The following is a 15,203-nucleotide window of genomic DNA, read 5'->3' on the forward strand; positions in this document are numbered from 1 at the left end:
AACAGGGCCTCTGTAGGAAGCTGGCGAAGCCTGCGAACTTGGCCCAAGACCTAACAGGCTCCTCTTTTTAGACGGCCAGGTCGCTGGCATGCAAGGCGGTTACACCTACCAGCTTGATTTCGAACTCTGGGGTGGCGTCGGCGTTCACGCTGCCATACAGCACCCCGTTCTCGAAGCGGAGCTGGCCGGTGGCGTCGCTGGTGCTGAAGGCCTCAGTGCCAATGAACGTGAAGCTTTCATGGGCATCGGTAGCGCTATTGGCATCCACACCAGACAGGTCCAGGGTATCGCCCTCCACAGACTTGAAGCCGTACACAGTGTCCGCCTGAATGCCCAGCCCTAAATCACTCAGCGCCTTGAACAGATAGGTATCGGCACCGCTCCCGCCGGTCAGCGCATCTGCGCCGCCACCGCCGATCAGTACGTCATTGCCAGCACCTCCGTTGAGGGTATCGTTGCCGTCGCCGCCGTCCAGGGTATTGGCGCCACCGCTGCCGGTGAGGGTGTCACCGAACTGGCTGCCGATCAGGTTTTCGATGTACTTGAGCGTGTCCAACCCAGCACCCTGGGTATTCTGCTGGGCGGTGGTGCTCAGGCCCACGGTCACCCCGGCCAGGGCGGTGGCATAGGACACGGTGTCGATGCCATCACGGCCATCGAGTACGTTATTGCCAGCGCCTGACACCAGCAGGTTGTCCAAGGCATTGCCGATGCCGTTGGCGGCCAGGTCGGTATTGATAACCAGGTTTTCCACGTTGGCTGTCAGGGTATAGGTGGCCAGGCTGCTGTACACCGTATCGTTCCCGCCAGTGATCATATTGGTATTGGTTTCGATCACGCTGTCGTCGGCGTTGTCCACGTAGTAGGTGTCCGAACCGTCGCCGCCAGTGAGGCTGTCTGCGCCAGCGCCGCCGTCCAGCACGTTGGCAGCCGCATTGCCGGTGATGAAATTGCGCAGTTCGTTGCCGGTGCCGTCGATGGCCGAAGGGCCGGTGAGCACCAGGTATTCCACGTTGGCGCCCAGCGTCCAGCTCACAGACGCCTTAACCGTGTCGATCTGAGCGCTGGCGCTGTTGGTCTCGATCACCACGTCCAGTGCGTTGTCCACGATGTAGGTGTCTTTGCCGTCCCCGCCGCTCAGGGTGTCCGCGCCCAGGTCACCGTCCAGGGTATCGTTCTGGGCGCTGCCTACCAGCGTATCGTCCTGGTCAGTGCCGCGGATGTAACCACCCACTTGGCTGGCTGCCTTGTCATAGATGTCCTGGACGGTGGTGTTGTCGTTAGGGTTGCCTTGGTAACCCAGGTCGCCGGCAATATAGTCAGCCAGGCGCTGGCCCACGATTTCAGCAGACCCTTCATGCAGGTGCCACACATCATCCGGGTAGGTGATGGGGTCCACTTCCTGGCGCAACGGCAGGTCGCTGTAGTCCACGGCCAGCAACACGTCGCTGCGCTCGGCGGCGATGGCCTGTTGGGCGGCACGCACGGCCTGCACGCCATTGAGCACAGAGGCGATGGTGGCCTCGTCGAAGCCCCGAACCCGTGCGCCATCAGCGTCGTAATGGCCGGTTTCCATCAGGTAGATCTTGAAGTCGCCCAGCTGCGCGTGCAGGTAGTCGAACACGTGGAAAGTAGAGGCCTTGTACAGCTCAGCCTGAGCCACCGGGTCAGCGGCGCGGGAGATTTCCTGGGCGGCTTCCTCACCCTGGCCCCAAATGATGCCCATGGTCACCTTGTCGACCGCCTGCAAGGTGCTCATCTGCTCTTTGAGCAGGCCTACGGCACGCAGCAGCGCAGGCCCTGGCTCATTGGTATCGGTGAACCACCAGGACAGGCGCAGTTGTTCGGCAGTGCCGGTGGACACGCCACACACGGTGCTGCCGCCCACGGCCACGTCGATGCCGTTGCCGTCGGCATCGGTGAACTGGCTGCGCACGTCATAGTCGGTGTACTTTTTCAGGTCATCGACCATCTCGCTGATGCCTGAATGGCCATCGTCGTTGATGGTGCGCATCAACCGGGCATTGGACTGGCCCAAGGTAGGCAGAAACAGAATGTCCTGCTGGGCACGGTCGGCGAACACAAAGTCGCTGTCGGTCAGCTTGCCGAGATAGTTGCCGTCCAGGCTGATTTCGAACCGGTTGCCATCGGCGTCGGTTTCTGGCGACTTGATGTAGGTTTTGGTGCCCGCCGAGTTCAGGCTGATGGTCAGCGTGTGGTTGTCGCCCTTGCCCAGGCCAAGGAAGCCCAGTGCACTGACGTCAATCTTGTCCTGGCCTTGGGTAAAGCCATATACCGTGTCCGTGGCCGTGATGCCGCCACTGTCGTAATCACGGTAACTGTCGAGCACGTTGCTGAAGCGGAACACGTCGTTCCCCGCGTCGCCATACAACGCGTCCACGCCGGCACCGCCGTCCAGTACATCGTTGCCTGCACCGCCGCGCAAGGTATCGTTGCCGCCCAGGCCTAGCATCTGATCGTCAAAGGCCGTGCCAGCGAGGCTTTCACCGGCGTCGGTACCGGTCACGGCATGGATTGGGGCCTTGGCGATCTGCAGCGCGAACACATCGCTGACCGACGCGCCGCTCGGGTCTTTGGCGGTGACCAGCAGGTTGTATTCCCCTGCCTGGTTTTCCCCAGGGGTACCGCTGAACGTACGGGTGGCGGCATCGAACGTCAGCCACGAGGGCAGAGGCGTGCCGTTCTGAAGGGTGGCGGTGTACACCAGCCGGTTACCGTCGGCGTCGGTAAAGGCCGTGATCGGCACTACATAGGTGAAGGGTGAGTTTTCGGTTGCGGTGGTGTCCAGCAACGGGTCGCTCACCACGGGTGCGTGGTTCCCTGGCACCCCACCTGCTGTAAAGAGAATGCTGGAGCCGTCCAGCGTGCCTACGTAGTTGCCTTTGAGGGCCAGCTCGAAGCGGTTGCCATTGGCGTCCGCGTCATAGCTTTTAAGGAAGGTCTTGCCGGTGTTGGCGCTGTATTGCAGCAACAGCGTGCCGTTGTAGCCATTGCCCAGGCCACTGAACCCCAGGGTAGACAGGTCGATCTTGTCCTGGCCAACGGTGAAATCCACCAAGGTGTCGGAGAAGCTGGCCGTAGCGGTACGGTAGCTGTCGGTCAGGTTGGTGAAGCGGAACACGTCGTTGCCCGCGCCGCCGGTGAGCTGGTCGATGCCGGCTCCCCCTACCAGAACGTCATTGCCATCGCCCCCATTGAGGGTGTCGTTGCCTGCCAGGCCCAGCAACTGCTCGTTTGCGTCAGTACCGGTAAGGGTGTCCTTGCCGGCAGTGCCGGTGAGCACAACGGTAGGGGCGCCGGGGGTGTCCTGCACGGTGAGGGTAAAGGTGTCGCTGGCCAGGCCTGAGCGGCCATCAGCGGCGGTGACTGTCACGCTCAGGGTGCCCGCCGCGTTGGTGTCCGGGGTGCCGCTGAACGTACGGGTGGCGGTGTCAAAGGTTAGCCAGCTGGGCAAGGCGCTGCCATCGGCCAATGTTGCGGTGTAGGTGAGCGTATCGTTGTCCGAGTCGGCAAAGCTGCCTGCCGGCAGCGTATAGCTGAAGGGCTGGGTTTCCTTGGCCGCCTGCTCATCCAGCGGCACCGCCAGCGTGGGCGCGTGGTTCGCCGGTGGGGCCACGAAGATAAAGTCCGAGGCGTGCAGGGTGTTCAGCAGGTTGCCAGCCAGCGCCAGCTCCAGGCGGTTGCCATTGGCGTCGGCATCATAGTTCTTGATGTAGGTCTTGTTGGCGCTGGCGCTGTACTGCAGGAGCAGCGTGCCGTTGTAGCCGTTGCCCAACCCGGTGTAGCCCAAGCCGGCCAGGTCGATCTTGTCCACGCCCACGGTGAAGTCGGTGATGGTGTCGGCATAGCTGGTGCTGGCGGTGCGATAACTGTCGGTGACACTGGTGAACCGGAAGGTGTCAGCACCTGCACCGCCTGTGAGTTGGTCTGCACCAGCACCGCCGATCAGCACGTCGTTGCCTGCACCACCCACCAGCGTGTCTTTACCCGCCGTGCCGGTGAGCACCTGGGGGCTGGTGTCAGGTGGGCCCTGAACAGTCAAGGCAAAGCTGTCGCTTGCCAGGCCTGTGCGGCCATCGGCTGCGGTAACGGTGACATTCAAGCTGCCGACCGCCGTGGCGCCAGGTGTGCCGTTGAAGGTGCGCGTTGCCGCATCGAAGGTCAGCCAGGCGGGCAGGGCGCTGCCGTCTGCCAAGGTGGCGGTGTAGGTCAGGGCATCATTGTCGGCATCCGTGAAGCTGCCGGCCGGGAGGGTGTAGCTGAAAGCTGTGGCCTGGGTGGCCGCCTGGTCTGCCAGGGGGGTAGCCACCACGGGTGCATGATTCACCACAGCGGGGGTGGCAAAGACAAAATCCGTAGCCTTGAGGGTGTTGAGCAGGTTGCCGCTCAGGATCAGCTCGAAGCGGTTGCCGCTAGCGTCCGGCTCCAAGGATTTGATGTACGTTTTGTCGCCTGCGCTATTGACGGTGGCATACACGGTGCCGTTGCGACCATCACCCAGCCCGGTGATGCCCAGTGCCGACAGGTCGATGCGGTCCTGGCCCACCGTGAAGTCAGTGATGGTGTCCACGCGTATGGCGCCACCGCTGTTGTAGTTGCGGAAGCTGTCCGAGCGGCTGTTGAACACGAAGGTGTCCGCACCGGTGCCGCCGGTGAGGGTGTCCACGCCACTGCCGCCATTGAGGATGTCATCGCCCGCACCACCGCTCAAGGTGTCGTTCCCTGCCAAGCCCTGCAGTGTGTCGTTGCCATCGGTGCCGGTGAGGGTGTCATCGCCGGTGGTGCCTTGGGGGGTGCTAGGGAGAGGGGGCGTATCCTCGGAGGGTGTAGTGCCCACGGTAGTGCCGTCGCCGTACGTCAAGGTGCTGCCTTTAGTGGTGTGGCTGATGGTGTTGTCCAGGATTGTGTTGCGGTCAGTGCCGTTTTCGTCGCGCTCGGCCACGCCATAGGTGGAGTTGGCGCCACCGGTGATGGTGTTGTCGAGAATATGGTTGTCGCTGCCGGAGAAGAACTTGCCCGACACGCCCTTGGTGTCATCAAAGCTCTGAATGATCACTTCCGGCACCGGTGCATTCAGGCCGTTGTTGGTCAGGGTGTTGCCTGTGACGGTAACGTCGCTGCTGCCGTAGATACGCACGGCTGCGCCGCCGTTGTCGTGAATGTCCACGCCGGTCACGGTCACGCCGCTGGACAGCTTCACCAGCACGCCTTCAGCGCCGTTGTCATACACGGCGCCGCCTTCGATGGTGACGTTGTAGGGCGACGGAATGTTCTCGCTGCCGCGCTGCACCACGATGCCACCGGCGCCATTGCCGTAGGCCACGTTGCCGGTCATGGTGAAGTCGTGGGTGCTGGTCACGATATTGAACCCGTGGCGGTCATTGTCGTAGGCCACGTTGTTCACGTACTTGGTGTCGATCATGTAGTCCGCGACAAAGCCGTCCAGGCCGTTGCCATGGGACACACAATTCTCGATGAGCATGTTCACGGTCTGCTCGTGCGGGTCAAAGCCGTACCCCGAGCAATCCTTGATCTCGACCCCACTGAGGGTCACGTTGGTGTCCTGGCCGTCCTTGCCGGGAATGTAGCCGTTGAACCAGCCATCGATCTTGCCGGTGGTGTTAGCCCGGTTGCCGTCGATGGTGAGGTTGCTCAGGCCGAAATCATGGGTTTCTTCACCGTAGGCTGAGCGAATCACGCCGGTAATCTTGGTGTTGGAGCCGTCGGCGACTTTCACGGTGGTAAGCCCAGCGCCTGCACCCTCCAGGTAGACGTTGCTCTTGAGCATCAGGCAGCCATCTCCTGGCTCTTCGCGAGCAGACACAATAAAGGTGCCCGTGGGCACGAATACCGTGCCACCGCCGGCAGCTTGAGCTGCATTGATCGCTGATTGAATGGCTGCCGTATCGTCCGTGATACCGTCCCCGACCGCGCCGAAATCCTTAACGTTGAAAATCATGTGGTTGTTCGCTCGCATAGAGAAGGTGAAGGGCGTTGCCAAGAACTCGGCGCAGGTAGCGACGGTGTATGACAGCGGCTTCAGTAAATCGCTGAGCGTGTTAACGGAAACGTCAAAAAAACCGTTGGAGGCGAGGTAAAGTAAGCTTTATTGGCGGTTTGTTGGCGGTGGTTCTTTAGCTTAAACGTCACACCTCCTTTTAACGTCAAAAAAAAGGCCAGAGAGCCTGTTCTTTGACGGTAAGAAGGATCCAGGTTATGGGTGCTGCCTGTTGGGCAAGCACTTGCCTGTGCCAGGTGCCCTGTACCAGCGTCCTAGCGCTGAACTGCCATCGCAGTCACCTCCACTCGCATGCCTTCCACCGCCAGTGCGGCCACGCCTACCGCTGCGCGCACGGGCCAGGGCTTACTGAAAAACCGCTGATACACGGCATTGAAGGCCGGCCGGTCGGCCATGTCGGTGAGGTAGATGGTCAGGTGCATCACCCGGTCCAGGGAGCTGCCAGCCTTTTCGAGCGCCACCTTCAAGGCCGTCAGGGTACAGGTGCTTTGTGCTTCGATATCACCCAGCTCCAGGGCGCCATCGGCCCGTACTGGGATCTGTGTGGTGACCAGCAGCCCTTGGAAGCCCGCTACATCCGAAGAGATAGAGTCCGGGTCCGGGTCTGGCAGAAAGTCGATAGCGGTGGTGCTCATAGTAGGTGCTCCTGAATGAGTGAGAGGCAGACGCTAGGGGTAACGCATCGTTTTCGTTTCCCTGCGCGCCGAGACGGTGCATCGGGTGGTTTGGTAGCAACCCAATAACGCGCAATAGCGTCCGTCGCCAGCAGGTAGGCTACTGACAGATCAGGGGTTTTTTACGTGATAAACCTGGGCCAAGCAAATGGCATGCTTTCTGCTGCGTATTCCGTTGTGGCAAACACTGTTCCGCTATAGCGGAAAACTCTATCGACGGAGAACAGCTTATGCAGCGTGTGACGTTTTCAATGAAGGCCCTGACATTCGCCGCCTTGTCGGCCATGGCCTGCGCAGCCACGGTTCAAGCGGCTGAAGCCAGCAAGCTGGACAGCGTTCTGGCCCGTGGTCACCTTGTGGTGGGCACCGGCAGCACCAATGCACCCTGGCACTTCCAGGGAGCAGACGGCACCTTGCAAGGTTTTGATGTGGACATTGGCCGCATGGTTGCCAAGGGGTTGTTCAATGACCCGGCCAAAGTGGAGTTCGTGGTGCAGTCCTCTGACGCACGTATTCCCAACCTGCTCACCGACAAGGTGGACATGAGCTGCCAGTTCATCACCGTCACCGCGAGCCGGGCGCAACAGGTGGCGTTCACCTTGCCGTATTACCGGGAAGGGGTAGCACTGTTGTTGCCAGAGGCCAGCCGGTACAAGGAGATCGATGACCTGCGCAACGCAGGCGACGACGTGACCGTGGCCGTATTACAGAACGTGTATGCCGAAGAACTGGTACACCAGGCGCTGCCCAAGGCCAAGGTGGACCAGTACGACAGCGTGGACCTGATGTACCAGGCGGTGAACTCAGGCCGTGCGGACGCAGCCGCTACTGACCAATCTTCGGTCAAGTACCTGATGGTGCAGAACCCTGGCCGTTACCGTACCCCGGCCTATGCGTGGAGCCCGCAAACCTATGCCTGTGCGGTGAAGCGTGGTGATCAGGACTGGCTCAACTTTGTAAACACCGCCTTGCATGAAGCCATGACCGGCGTGGAATTCCCCCTGTACGCGGCATCCTTTAAAAAATGGTTTGGCGTTGACCTGCCTACCCCGCAGATCGGTTTCCCCATGGAATACAAGTAAGCCGGGGTTGCCGCCATGAGCTATCAGCTCAACTTCTCGGCCGTATGGCGCGATTTCCCTAGCCTGCTGGCAGGCCTGGGGTTAGGCCTGGAACTGGCACTGGCCTCCATCGCCATCGGCTGTGTGATTGGCCTGGCCACGGCGTTCGCGTTACTGTCGCGTCGCCGGGCCCTGCGTAGCCTGGCCTCGCTATACGTCACTGTGATTCGCAACACACCGATCCTGGTGCTGATACTGGGCATCTATTTTGCGCTGCCCAGTGCGGGTATACGCCTGGACAAGCTGTCATCGTTCGTGGTCACCCTGTCGTTGTACGCCGGCGCCTACCTGAGCGAGGTGTTTCGCTCCGGCCTGGTGGGTATTCCCAAGGGGCTGCGAGAGGCTGGGCTGGCCATTGGGTTGACCGAAGGGCAGATTCGTACGTCCATCCTGGTGCCGGTAATGCTGCGCAACGTGTTGCCGGCCCTGTCCAACAATTTCATCTCTCTGTTCAAGGACACCTCCCTGGCCGCCGCCATCGCGGTACCGGAGCTGACCTACTACGCCCGCAAGATCAACGTTGAAAGCTACCGGGTCATCGAAACCTGGCTCGTCACCACGGCGCTGTACGTGGCCGCCTGCTACTTGATTGCGCTACTGCTTCGCGTGGTGGAGCAGCGCCTTGCCATCCGCCGATAGGGGCTACACATGTACCAACCGCCAAGCTGGTTTCATGAACTCTGGGCTGCTCGCAGCGCCTTTTCTGCCGGGTTGTTGACCACGGTGCAGTGCTCGGCGCTGGCTATCCTGTGCGGCACCGTGCTGGGTGTGTGTGCCGGCCTGGTGCTCACCTATGGTCGCTGGTGGGGACGGTGGCCGTTTCGCATATATGTGGACCTTGTGCGCGGTACGCCGGTATTTGTGCTGGTACTGGCCTGCTTCTACATGGCTCCCGCCCTGGGCTGGCCGATCACCGCCTTTGCAGCGGGGAGCCTGGGGCTGAGCCTGTTCTGCGCCTCCCATGTGGCAGAAATCGTTCGCGGGGCCTTGCAGGCCATACCCGGAGGGCAACTGGAAGCGGGCAAGGCCATCGGGCTGACCTTCAGGCAGTCGTTGGCCTATGTGTTGTTGCCCCAGGCGCTGAGGCAGGTGCTGCCCACCTGGGTGAACGCTGCCACTGAAATCGTCAAGGCGTCCACGTTGCTGTCCGTCATTGGGGTGGCTGAGCTGTTGCTTAGCACTCAGCAGGTCATTGCCCGCAACTTCATGACGCTACAGTTCTACCTGTTCGCCGGTGCGCTGTTCTTCCTCATCAACTACGCCATCGCATTGCTGGGGCGCGCTATTGAAAAAAGGGTGGCCTTGCCATGACGCCTAACGTTACAGACACGTCCCAACCCTTGCTAAGCATTGAGGGCCTGCACAAAGCCTATGGCACCACCGAGGTGCTCAAAGGCGTGGACCTCACCTTGCAGCGGGGTAACGTACTCACGCTTATAGGCTCCAGTGGCTCAGGCAAGACCACCTTGCTGCGCTGCGTGAACCTGCTAGAAGACTTCCAGCAGGGGCGCATTGTGCTGGAAGGGCAAAGCATCGGTTATCACGAACAGGCGGGCAAGCGTGTGCGGCACCCAGAGAAGGTAGTGGCTGCGCACCGGGGAATGACCGGTATGGCGTTTCAGCAGTTCAACCTGTTCCCACACCTCTCAGCCCTGGAAAACGTTACCTTGGGCCTGCGCAAGGTCAAAAAGCTGCCCCGGGACCAGGCCGTGGCCCTGGCCGAAACCTGGCTGGACCGTGTAGGCCTGCTGGCCCGCAAGGACCATCACCCCGGCCAATTATCTGGCGGCCAGCAACAGCGAGTGGCCATTGCCAGGGCCATCGCCATGAGCCCCAGCCTGATGCTGTTTGACGAGCCGACCTCGGCACTGGACCCTGAGCTGGTAGGGGAGGTGTTGGCGGTGATCAAGGGGCTGGCAGAGGAGGGCATGAGCATGCTGCTGGTGACCCATGAAATGCGCTTTGCCTACGACGTGTCGGACCAGATCGTGTTCATGAACCAAGGGCGCATCGAAGAGCAGGGCGCGCCTAAGGCCCTGTTCGATCACCCAGTGTCGACACGGCTGAAGGATTTTTTGAAGAATATTCGCTTTTAGTGATGAGGACTTTCACATGAGCATTACCCGTTACGGCACCGGCAGCACCGCTGCGGGTGGCACCCCCCGCCCTTTCGCCCGCGCAGTGGAAGCCGACGGCTGGCTACACGTTTCCGGCCAGGTGCCGGCAGAGAATGGCGAAATCGTCAGTGGTGGCATTGTGGCGCAGACCCACCAGACCCTGAAAAACCTGATGGCGATTCTTGAGGAAGCGGGGTATGGGCTCGAAGATGTGGTGCGTGTAGGCGTATGGCTGGACGACCCCCGCGACTTCACCAGCTTCAACAAGGTGTTCGCCGAGTATTTCAGCCCTGAACATGCGCCCGCCAGGGCGTGCGTGCAGGCCAGCATGATGGTGGACTGCAAGGTGGAGATCGACTGCATTGCGTACAGGCCTAAGGCCTCGGTGGCATGAGCGAGGAAGCCATCAAGCGGCGGGCAAGGGGCCTGGACCGTGCGTTCGACATACTTGACCATCTGAAGCTGGCCGGCGTACCCCTGCGCCCCAGCGAAATCGCGTTGAACATTGGCAGCCCCAAGTCTACGGTGTACGAACTGGTCGCCTTGCTGCTGGAGCGCGGTATTCTGCAGCCTATGGGCCAGGAAGGGCAGGTCTACCTGGGCCGCCAGTTGTATTTTCTGGGCCAGGCGCACCTGCGGCACTTCGACTTTACCCGTGAGGCTGAACGGGCCTTGGGGGACATCGTTGAGCGAACACGGGAAACTGCCCAGTTGTGTCTGCTCAACGGCCGCAAGTACACGGTGGCGCTGATGAAGGAAGGTGCGCGGCATTTCCGTATTTCATCAGACATTGGCGAAGACGCGCCGATTCCTTGGACAGCCTCCGGTCGGCTGCTGCTCGGGCATCTGAGCGACCAGGCGATCCTGGACCTGATCGACCCCCAGGATTTTGTGCTGCCCGATGGCCAGCGGCTGCCTGAAGGCAACTTTATCGCCCAGGTACGTGCGGCCAGTGCCGAGGGCTTCTTTTCGTTCGACAGTATCGCTGACACCTTCACCCATTGTTTTGCCGCACCGGTACGCGACAGCCAAGGCACCTGTGTGGCCACGCTGTGTATCGTGGCGCCCCGCGAGGATGCCAAAACGCACTACGAGGTTTATCGGCAGGTACTGATCGACAACGCCGACCAGTTGGCCCGGCGCACACAACAGTAGGACAACCCCATGAATAACGCTTCGGTAGAGAAAGGCGCTGCCCAGGCCGGCGACCATGTGCTGCACCATGTGAGCCTGCCTGCCCTGGTGTTGCATCAGCACGCCCTTGAACACAACCTGCGCTGGATGCAGGCCTTCGTAAGCAGTGCCGGGGCCGAGCTGGCGCCCCACGGCAAAACCACCATGATGCCGGGCCTGTTCCGGCGCCAACTGGCCCACGGCGCGTGGGGCATTACCCTGGCTACCGCCACCCAGGCCTGCGCTGCCTATGCGCACGGCGTGCGTCGCGTGCTCATGGCCAACCAGTTGGTGGGTACGCCGAACATGGCGCTGGTCGCAGACCTGCTTCAAGACCCCGCGTTCGAGTTCCATTGCCTGGTGGACCACCCCGACAACGTGCGTGCCCTCGGCAACTATTTCGCCCAGCGCGGCCAGCGCCTGAACGTGATGATCGAGTACGGTGTGGCAGGCGGGCGCTGTGGCTGCCGCAGCGGGGAGGACGTACTGGCGCTGGCCGATGCCATTGCTGCCCAGCCGGCCTTGGCCCTGACCGGTATCGAGGGCTATGAAGGCGTGATTCATGGCGCCCAGGCCGTGGTAGGCATCCGGGCGTTTGCAGCCTCCCTGGTGTACCTGGCCATTACCTTGCAGAACAAAGGCCGCTTCGCAGGGCCCAAGCCTATCGTGACGGCCTCCGGCTCAGCCTGGTACGACCTGGTGGCCGAAGAGTTCGACCGCCAGGCGGTGCGTGACCGTTTCCTGGCGGTGCTTCGCCCTGGCAGCTACGTGGCCCATGACCATGGGATTTACCAGGACGCACAGCGAGGTGTGCTCAACCGCCGCCACGACCTGCCCGAAGGGCTGCGCCCGGCCTTGGAGGTGTTTGCCCACGTGCAATCGATGCCCGAACCGGGTTTTGCGGTGATTGCACTGGGCAAGCGCGACGTGGCCCACGACGCCGGCCTGCCCAACCCATTGCGGAGCTACCCCGCCGGTGGCACGGCGGCCGACGCCCAGGACCTTGGCGCCTGTGAGGTCACCGCCATCATGGACCAGCATGCGTTCATGCGTGTGGCACCTGGCTGTCGGCTTCAGGTAGGCGATATTGTCGCGTTCGGCACCTCCCACCCTTGCCTCACCTTTGACAAATGGCGCACCGGGTGCGTGGTGGACGAGCAGTTGAGGGTGGTGGAAACCTTGGCGACCTGTTTCTAGGCTTTGTACCAAAAGTGGCTGCACTCGGCCATGCTGTGTCAAAAGCCAGCTGGATTGCCAGCCCAGTCGGAATGCTCATTTACAACCAGTAAACCCGAGTGCGGGCCCAGTCCGCTTCCTCGCTGACTTTTTCCTTGCCTGCGCGGCCCGGCCTGGCCTTCGCTCGCCGACTTTTCGTACAAACCCTAAGCAGGCGCTCTTCCTCCCTAGGAGGCAGCCGTTTGCATGGGCAGCGCCTCAGCACCCTGTGCCGCAGCGCGCAGGGCCTCCGATGACATGGGGCGCCCCAGTAGGTAGCCCTGGGCTTCGTCACAGTGGATTTTTATCAGGTCGTTCAGCTGGCCATCGGTTTCCACACCCTCTGCCGTGACGGTCATGGTCAAGGCCTTGCCCAGGCCGATGATGGATTCGATGATCGCGATACCGGCCCCTCTCGCCGCGCCGTGAAGGTCGGCGATAAAGCTGCGGTCGATTTTCAGGCCGTCGAAAGGGTAGGTACGCAGGTAGCTCAAGGACGAGTAGCCGGTACCGAAGTCGTCCATGGCCAACCGTACACCCAGGCACTTGAGCTGGTTCATCGCCACCAGCGCGGCGGTGGAGTCTTCCAGCAACACCGTTTCGGTGATTTCCAGCTCCAGGCGCGCCGGGCGCAACCCCGTAGCTTTCAGCACGGCGGCTACACGCTGTACCAGGTTGCCGCGCTGGAACTCCAGTGGCGACAGGTTCACCGATACTAGGAGGGTGTCTGGCCACGTGAGGGCGGCTTCACAGGCCCTGCGCAGTACCCAGTCACTCATGTCAACAATGATACCGGTCTCTTCGGCGATACCGATGAACTGGTCTGGCATCAGCCGACCGCGTAGGGGGTGGTTCCAGCGAACCAGGGCTTCGGCACCTGACAGCGTCGCGCCATCGATGGCGAAACGGGGCTGGAACTCAAGGAACAGCTCATCCCGGTTCAACGCTATGCGCAAATCGGTTTCGGTCTGGCGGCGCTCAAGGACACGCTCGCTCATGTCCGCCACGTAATGTTGCCACGTGTTTCGCCCTGCATCTTTGGCTTCGTAAAGGGCAATATCTGCAAACCGCAGCAGGTCGCCTGGCCGCTGGCCGTCCTGAGGGGCTGTCACTACACCGATACTCACGCCGATGCACAGGTCGTGTTCGCCATGGCGCATGGGCAATGCAAGTGTCTGGCACACGTATGTGCATACCTGCGCAAGGTCCTGGCCAGCGGGGAGGCGGTCCATGACCAGTACAAACTCGTCTCCGCCCAAGCGTGCGACCAGGTCCCCTGGCCGTGCGCAACGGCGTAGGCGATCGGCTACGGTGCACAACACAGCATCCCCGGCCGCATGACCCAACGTGTCATTGATGGGCTTGAACCGGTCCAGGTCCATGCTCAGCACGTACAGGGGTTGAACGCGGCCTGCCAGCCTGTCCTGCAGATACGCCTGCAAGTAGCCTCGGTTGGCCAGGCCGGTGAGGGCATCGTGCTCGGACATGTGCTTGATCCGGCGCTTGGCCTCCACCTCCTCGGTCACGTCGTTCACCGTACCCCGGTAACCGGCCAGTACTTCACCCTCGTGAACAGGCCTTACCGACAGCCGACAATGGCGCAGCGCCCCATGGGCGTCGTGGTAGGCGCACTCGGCCTGGTGCTGTATGGAAGCTGCATGGCGTTCCACGGCTGCGAGGCGTTGAAAGGTGTCACAGCCGATGTTCACCAGCTCGCAGAAATGCCGGCCAAGCCATTGGCTTGTTTCAAAGCCTGTAAGAGGTTGGAAGCGGCCGGAGAGGAAGGTCAGCTTGCAGTGGGGGTCGGTTTCCCACACCCAGTCGGAGGCTGATTCGGTAATGGACCTGAAGCGCTCTTCACTGTGCGCCAGGGCGGCCTGACTGAGGTCGAAATCCCGTCCAGCTTTCATCAGGCCCCGTTCGAGCACCGCCAGGAGCAACCCGAACAGCACTACGATACCCGCCAGCATGGGAAGCAACGTGTGAAGAAACGCATCGCCTGGCTTTTCAGCCGTCCATTGGAGCCGGAACGTGAGGCCGCTCTGCGCAGTGAGGTCCAGGAAGGGTTCCACGCCAGGTAGCGCGCCGACTGGGGCGATATTCAACCCTGGCGCGCCGAACACTTGGCTCAGCCGAGACACCTCAAGCACGTCCACAAACAGCATCACCGGCAGGCTTGCCAGTATGGCTTCATCGCTCTCTTGCGTAGGTTTCACCACCGCGGCGTACACCACGGCAGGCTGACCAGCCACCAAGTAGTAGCCATACACGGTCTGGTCCTGAGCCGCTGCTGTACGGGCCCGTTGGGCCAGTTGGGCCAGGTTTGCCGTGAGGTACTGGCTGGCGGCCAGTGGGCTCAAGCGTCCTTCGATCATTGCATAGCGCGTGTCCAGCTGTGGCCCAAGGATAAACACCCCGTCGATGGAATAGTCCGTGTACAGGGAGGGACCGATATTGTCCTGGGTAAAAGCCCAAGAGGTGTCCACTGGCCCGCGGCCCACCTTGCTCCAGGCTTCATTCCAGAAGGCATAGTCCTTCATTGCCGTGTTGATCAGGCGAGTGCTGGCGTCGAGGCTGCGCACCATTTCGACCTTGCTGTGCGCCTCCATCAGGGCATTCTGGCTGCGCGCGATTGAAATCAGCGCAACGGCCACGACCAGAAACAGGCTCGCCATCAGCGCGGCGAAACAGAACGCAAAGCGGCGGGTGATCCTGCTGTGATTTGGGGTGCGCTGAGGGGTTGGGAACATGACGTGGCCGCACGTGAAGGGATGAAGGCATGCACACAGTTTAGTGGCGTACCTGGGTTATCGGCGCACTGCCCAAATACATAAGCAGCGTGGGTGCTGCAGCATTGATGAAA

The 15,203-nt window shown here is 61.5% G+C and carries 10 protein-coding genes; 7 read left to right on the forward strand and 3 right to left on the reverse strand.

The genetic code is table 11. The features are described from left to right. Positions 1 to 67: 67 nt before the first annotated feature. Together HBH25_RS21050 and HBH25_RS21055 are read right to left on the reverse strand one after the other, a co-directional pair. Entirely contained in the window at positions 68 to 5,980 is a 5,913-nt protein-coding gene (locus HBH25_RS21050; protein WP_168085899.1) for a putative Ig domain-containing protein, read from the reverse strand. Between the two features lie 314 nt (positions 5,981 to 6,294). Further along, a complete protein-coding gene (locus tag HBH25_RS21055) occupies positions 6,295 to 6,675 on the reverse strand; it encodes a RidA family protein (RefSeq protein ID WP_168085900.1) in 381 nt (126 codons plus the stop codon). Between the two features lie 290 nt (positions 6,676 to 6,965). On the opposite strand from HBH25_RS21055, the gene HBH25_RS21060 reads away from it, so the two are divergent. From HBH25_RS21060 to HBH25_RS21090, 7 genes are read left to right on the forward strand one after another with little or no spacing between them, the layout of a single operon-like run. Beyond that, positions 6,966 to 7,796, forward strand: coding sequence for a transporter substrate-binding protein (locus HBH25_RS21060; protein ID WP_229631996.1), 831 nt, complete (start codon positions 6,966 to 6,968; stop codon positions 7,794 to 7,796). A gap of 15 nt (positions 7,797 to 7,811) precedes the next feature. Then, complete coding sequence (locus HBH25_RS21065) at positions 7,812 to 8,474, forward strand: amino acid ABC transporter permease (RefSeq protein ID WP_168085902.1); 663 nt, start codon at positions 7,812 to 7,814, stop codon at positions 8,472 to 8,474. Between the two features lie 9 nt (positions 8,475 to 8,483). After that, positions 8,484 to 9,146, forward strand: a complete 663-nt coding sequence (locus tag HBH25_RS21070; RefSeq protein WP_168085903.1) for an amino acid ABC transporter permease — start codon at positions 8,484 to 8,486, stop codon at positions 9,144 to 9,146. Beyond that, positions 9,143 to 9,931, forward strand: coding sequence for an amino acid ABC transporter ATP-binding protein (locus HBH25_RS21075; RefSeq protein ID WP_168085904.1), 789 nt, complete (start codon positions 9,143 to 9,145; stop codon positions 9,929 to 9,931). Before HBH25_RS21070 ends, HBH25_RS21075 begins: the two co-directional genes overlap by 4 nt. Before the next feature lie 16 nt (positions 9,932 to 9,947). Continuing rightward, positions 9,948 to 10,346: a RidA family protein gene (locus tag HBH25_RS21080; protein ID WP_168085905.1), complete on the forward strand. Its 399-nt coding sequence runs from the start codon at positions 9,948 to 9,950 to the stop codon at positions 10,344 to 10,346. Further along, positions 10,343 to 11,107 (forward strand): IclR family transcriptional regulator, encoded by a 765-nt coding sequence (locus tag HBH25_RS21085; protein ID WP_168085906.1) that lies wholly within the window; start codon positions 10,343 to 10,345, stop codon positions 11,105 to 11,107. Before HBH25_RS21080 ends, HBH25_RS21085 begins: the two co-directional genes overlap by 4 nt. Positions 11,108 to 11,116: 9 nt before the next feature. Beyond that, positions 11,117 to 12,322 (forward strand): amino acid deaminase, encoded by a 1,206-nt coding sequence (locus HBH25_RS21090; RefSeq protein ID WP_168085907.1) that lies wholly within the window; start codon positions 11,117 to 11,119, stop codon positions 12,320 to 12,322. A gap of 206 nt (positions 12,323 to 12,528) precedes the next feature. Here HBH25_RS21090 and HBH25_RS21095 read toward each other — a convergent pair whose 3' ends face one another. After that, positions 12,529 to 15,090: a bifunctional diguanylate cyclase/phosphodiesterase gene (locus HBH25_RS21095; protein WP_168085908.1), complete on the reverse strand. Its 2,562-nt coding sequence runs from the start codon at positions 15,088 to 15,090 to the stop codon at positions 12,529 to 12,531. Positions 15,091 to 15,203 lie beyond the last annotated feature (113 nt).

The organism is Pseudomonas quercus (genome assembly GCF_012033695.1).
Classification (GTDB): Bacteria; Pseudomonadota; Gammaproteobacteria; order Pseudomonadales; family Pseudomonadaceae; genus Aquipseudomonas; species Aquipseudomonas quercus.

Bases quoted from the DNA above. Each gene is read 5' to 3' on its own strand.
- HBH25_RS21050 (WP_168085899.1), bottom strand. From the start codon at position 5,980: ATGATTTTCAACGTTAAGGATTTCGGCGCGGTCGGGGACGGTATCACG.
- HBH25_RS21055 (WP_168085900.1), bottom strand. From the start codon at position 6,675: ATGAGCACCACCGCTATCGACTTTCTGCCAGACCCGGACCCGGACTCT.
- HBH25_RS21060 (WP_229631996.1), top strand. From the start codon at position 6,966: ATGAAGGCCCTGACATTCGCCGCCTTGTCGGCCATGGCCTGCGCAGCC.
- HBH25_RS21065 (WP_168085902.1), top strand. From the start codon at position 7,812: ATGAGCTATCAGCTCAACTTCTCGGCCGTATGGCGCGATTTCCCTAGC.
- HBH25_RS21070 (WP_168085903.1), top strand. From the start codon at position 8,484: ATGTACCAACCGCCAAGCTGGTTTCATGAACTCTGGGCTGCTCGCAGC.
- HBH25_RS21075 (WP_168085904.1), top strand. From the start codon at position 9,143: ATGACGCCTAACGTTACAGACACGTCCCAACCCTTGCTAAGCATTGAG.
- HBH25_RS21080 (WP_168085905.1), top strand. From the start codon at position 9,948: ATGAGCATTACCCGTTACGGCACCGGCAGCACCGCTGCGGGTGGCACC.
- HBH25_RS21085 (WP_168085906.1), top strand. From the start codon at position 10,343: ATGAGCGAGGAAGCCATCAAGCGGCGGGCAAGGGGCCTGGACCGTGCG.
- HBH25_RS21090 (WP_168085907.1), top strand. From the start codon at position 11,117: ATGAATAACGCTTCGGTAGAGAAAGGCGCTGCCCAGGCCGGCGACCAT.
- HBH25_RS21095 (WP_168085908.1), bottom strand. From the start codon at position 15,090: ATGTTCCCAACCCCTCAGCGCACCCCAAATCACAGCAGGATCACCCGC.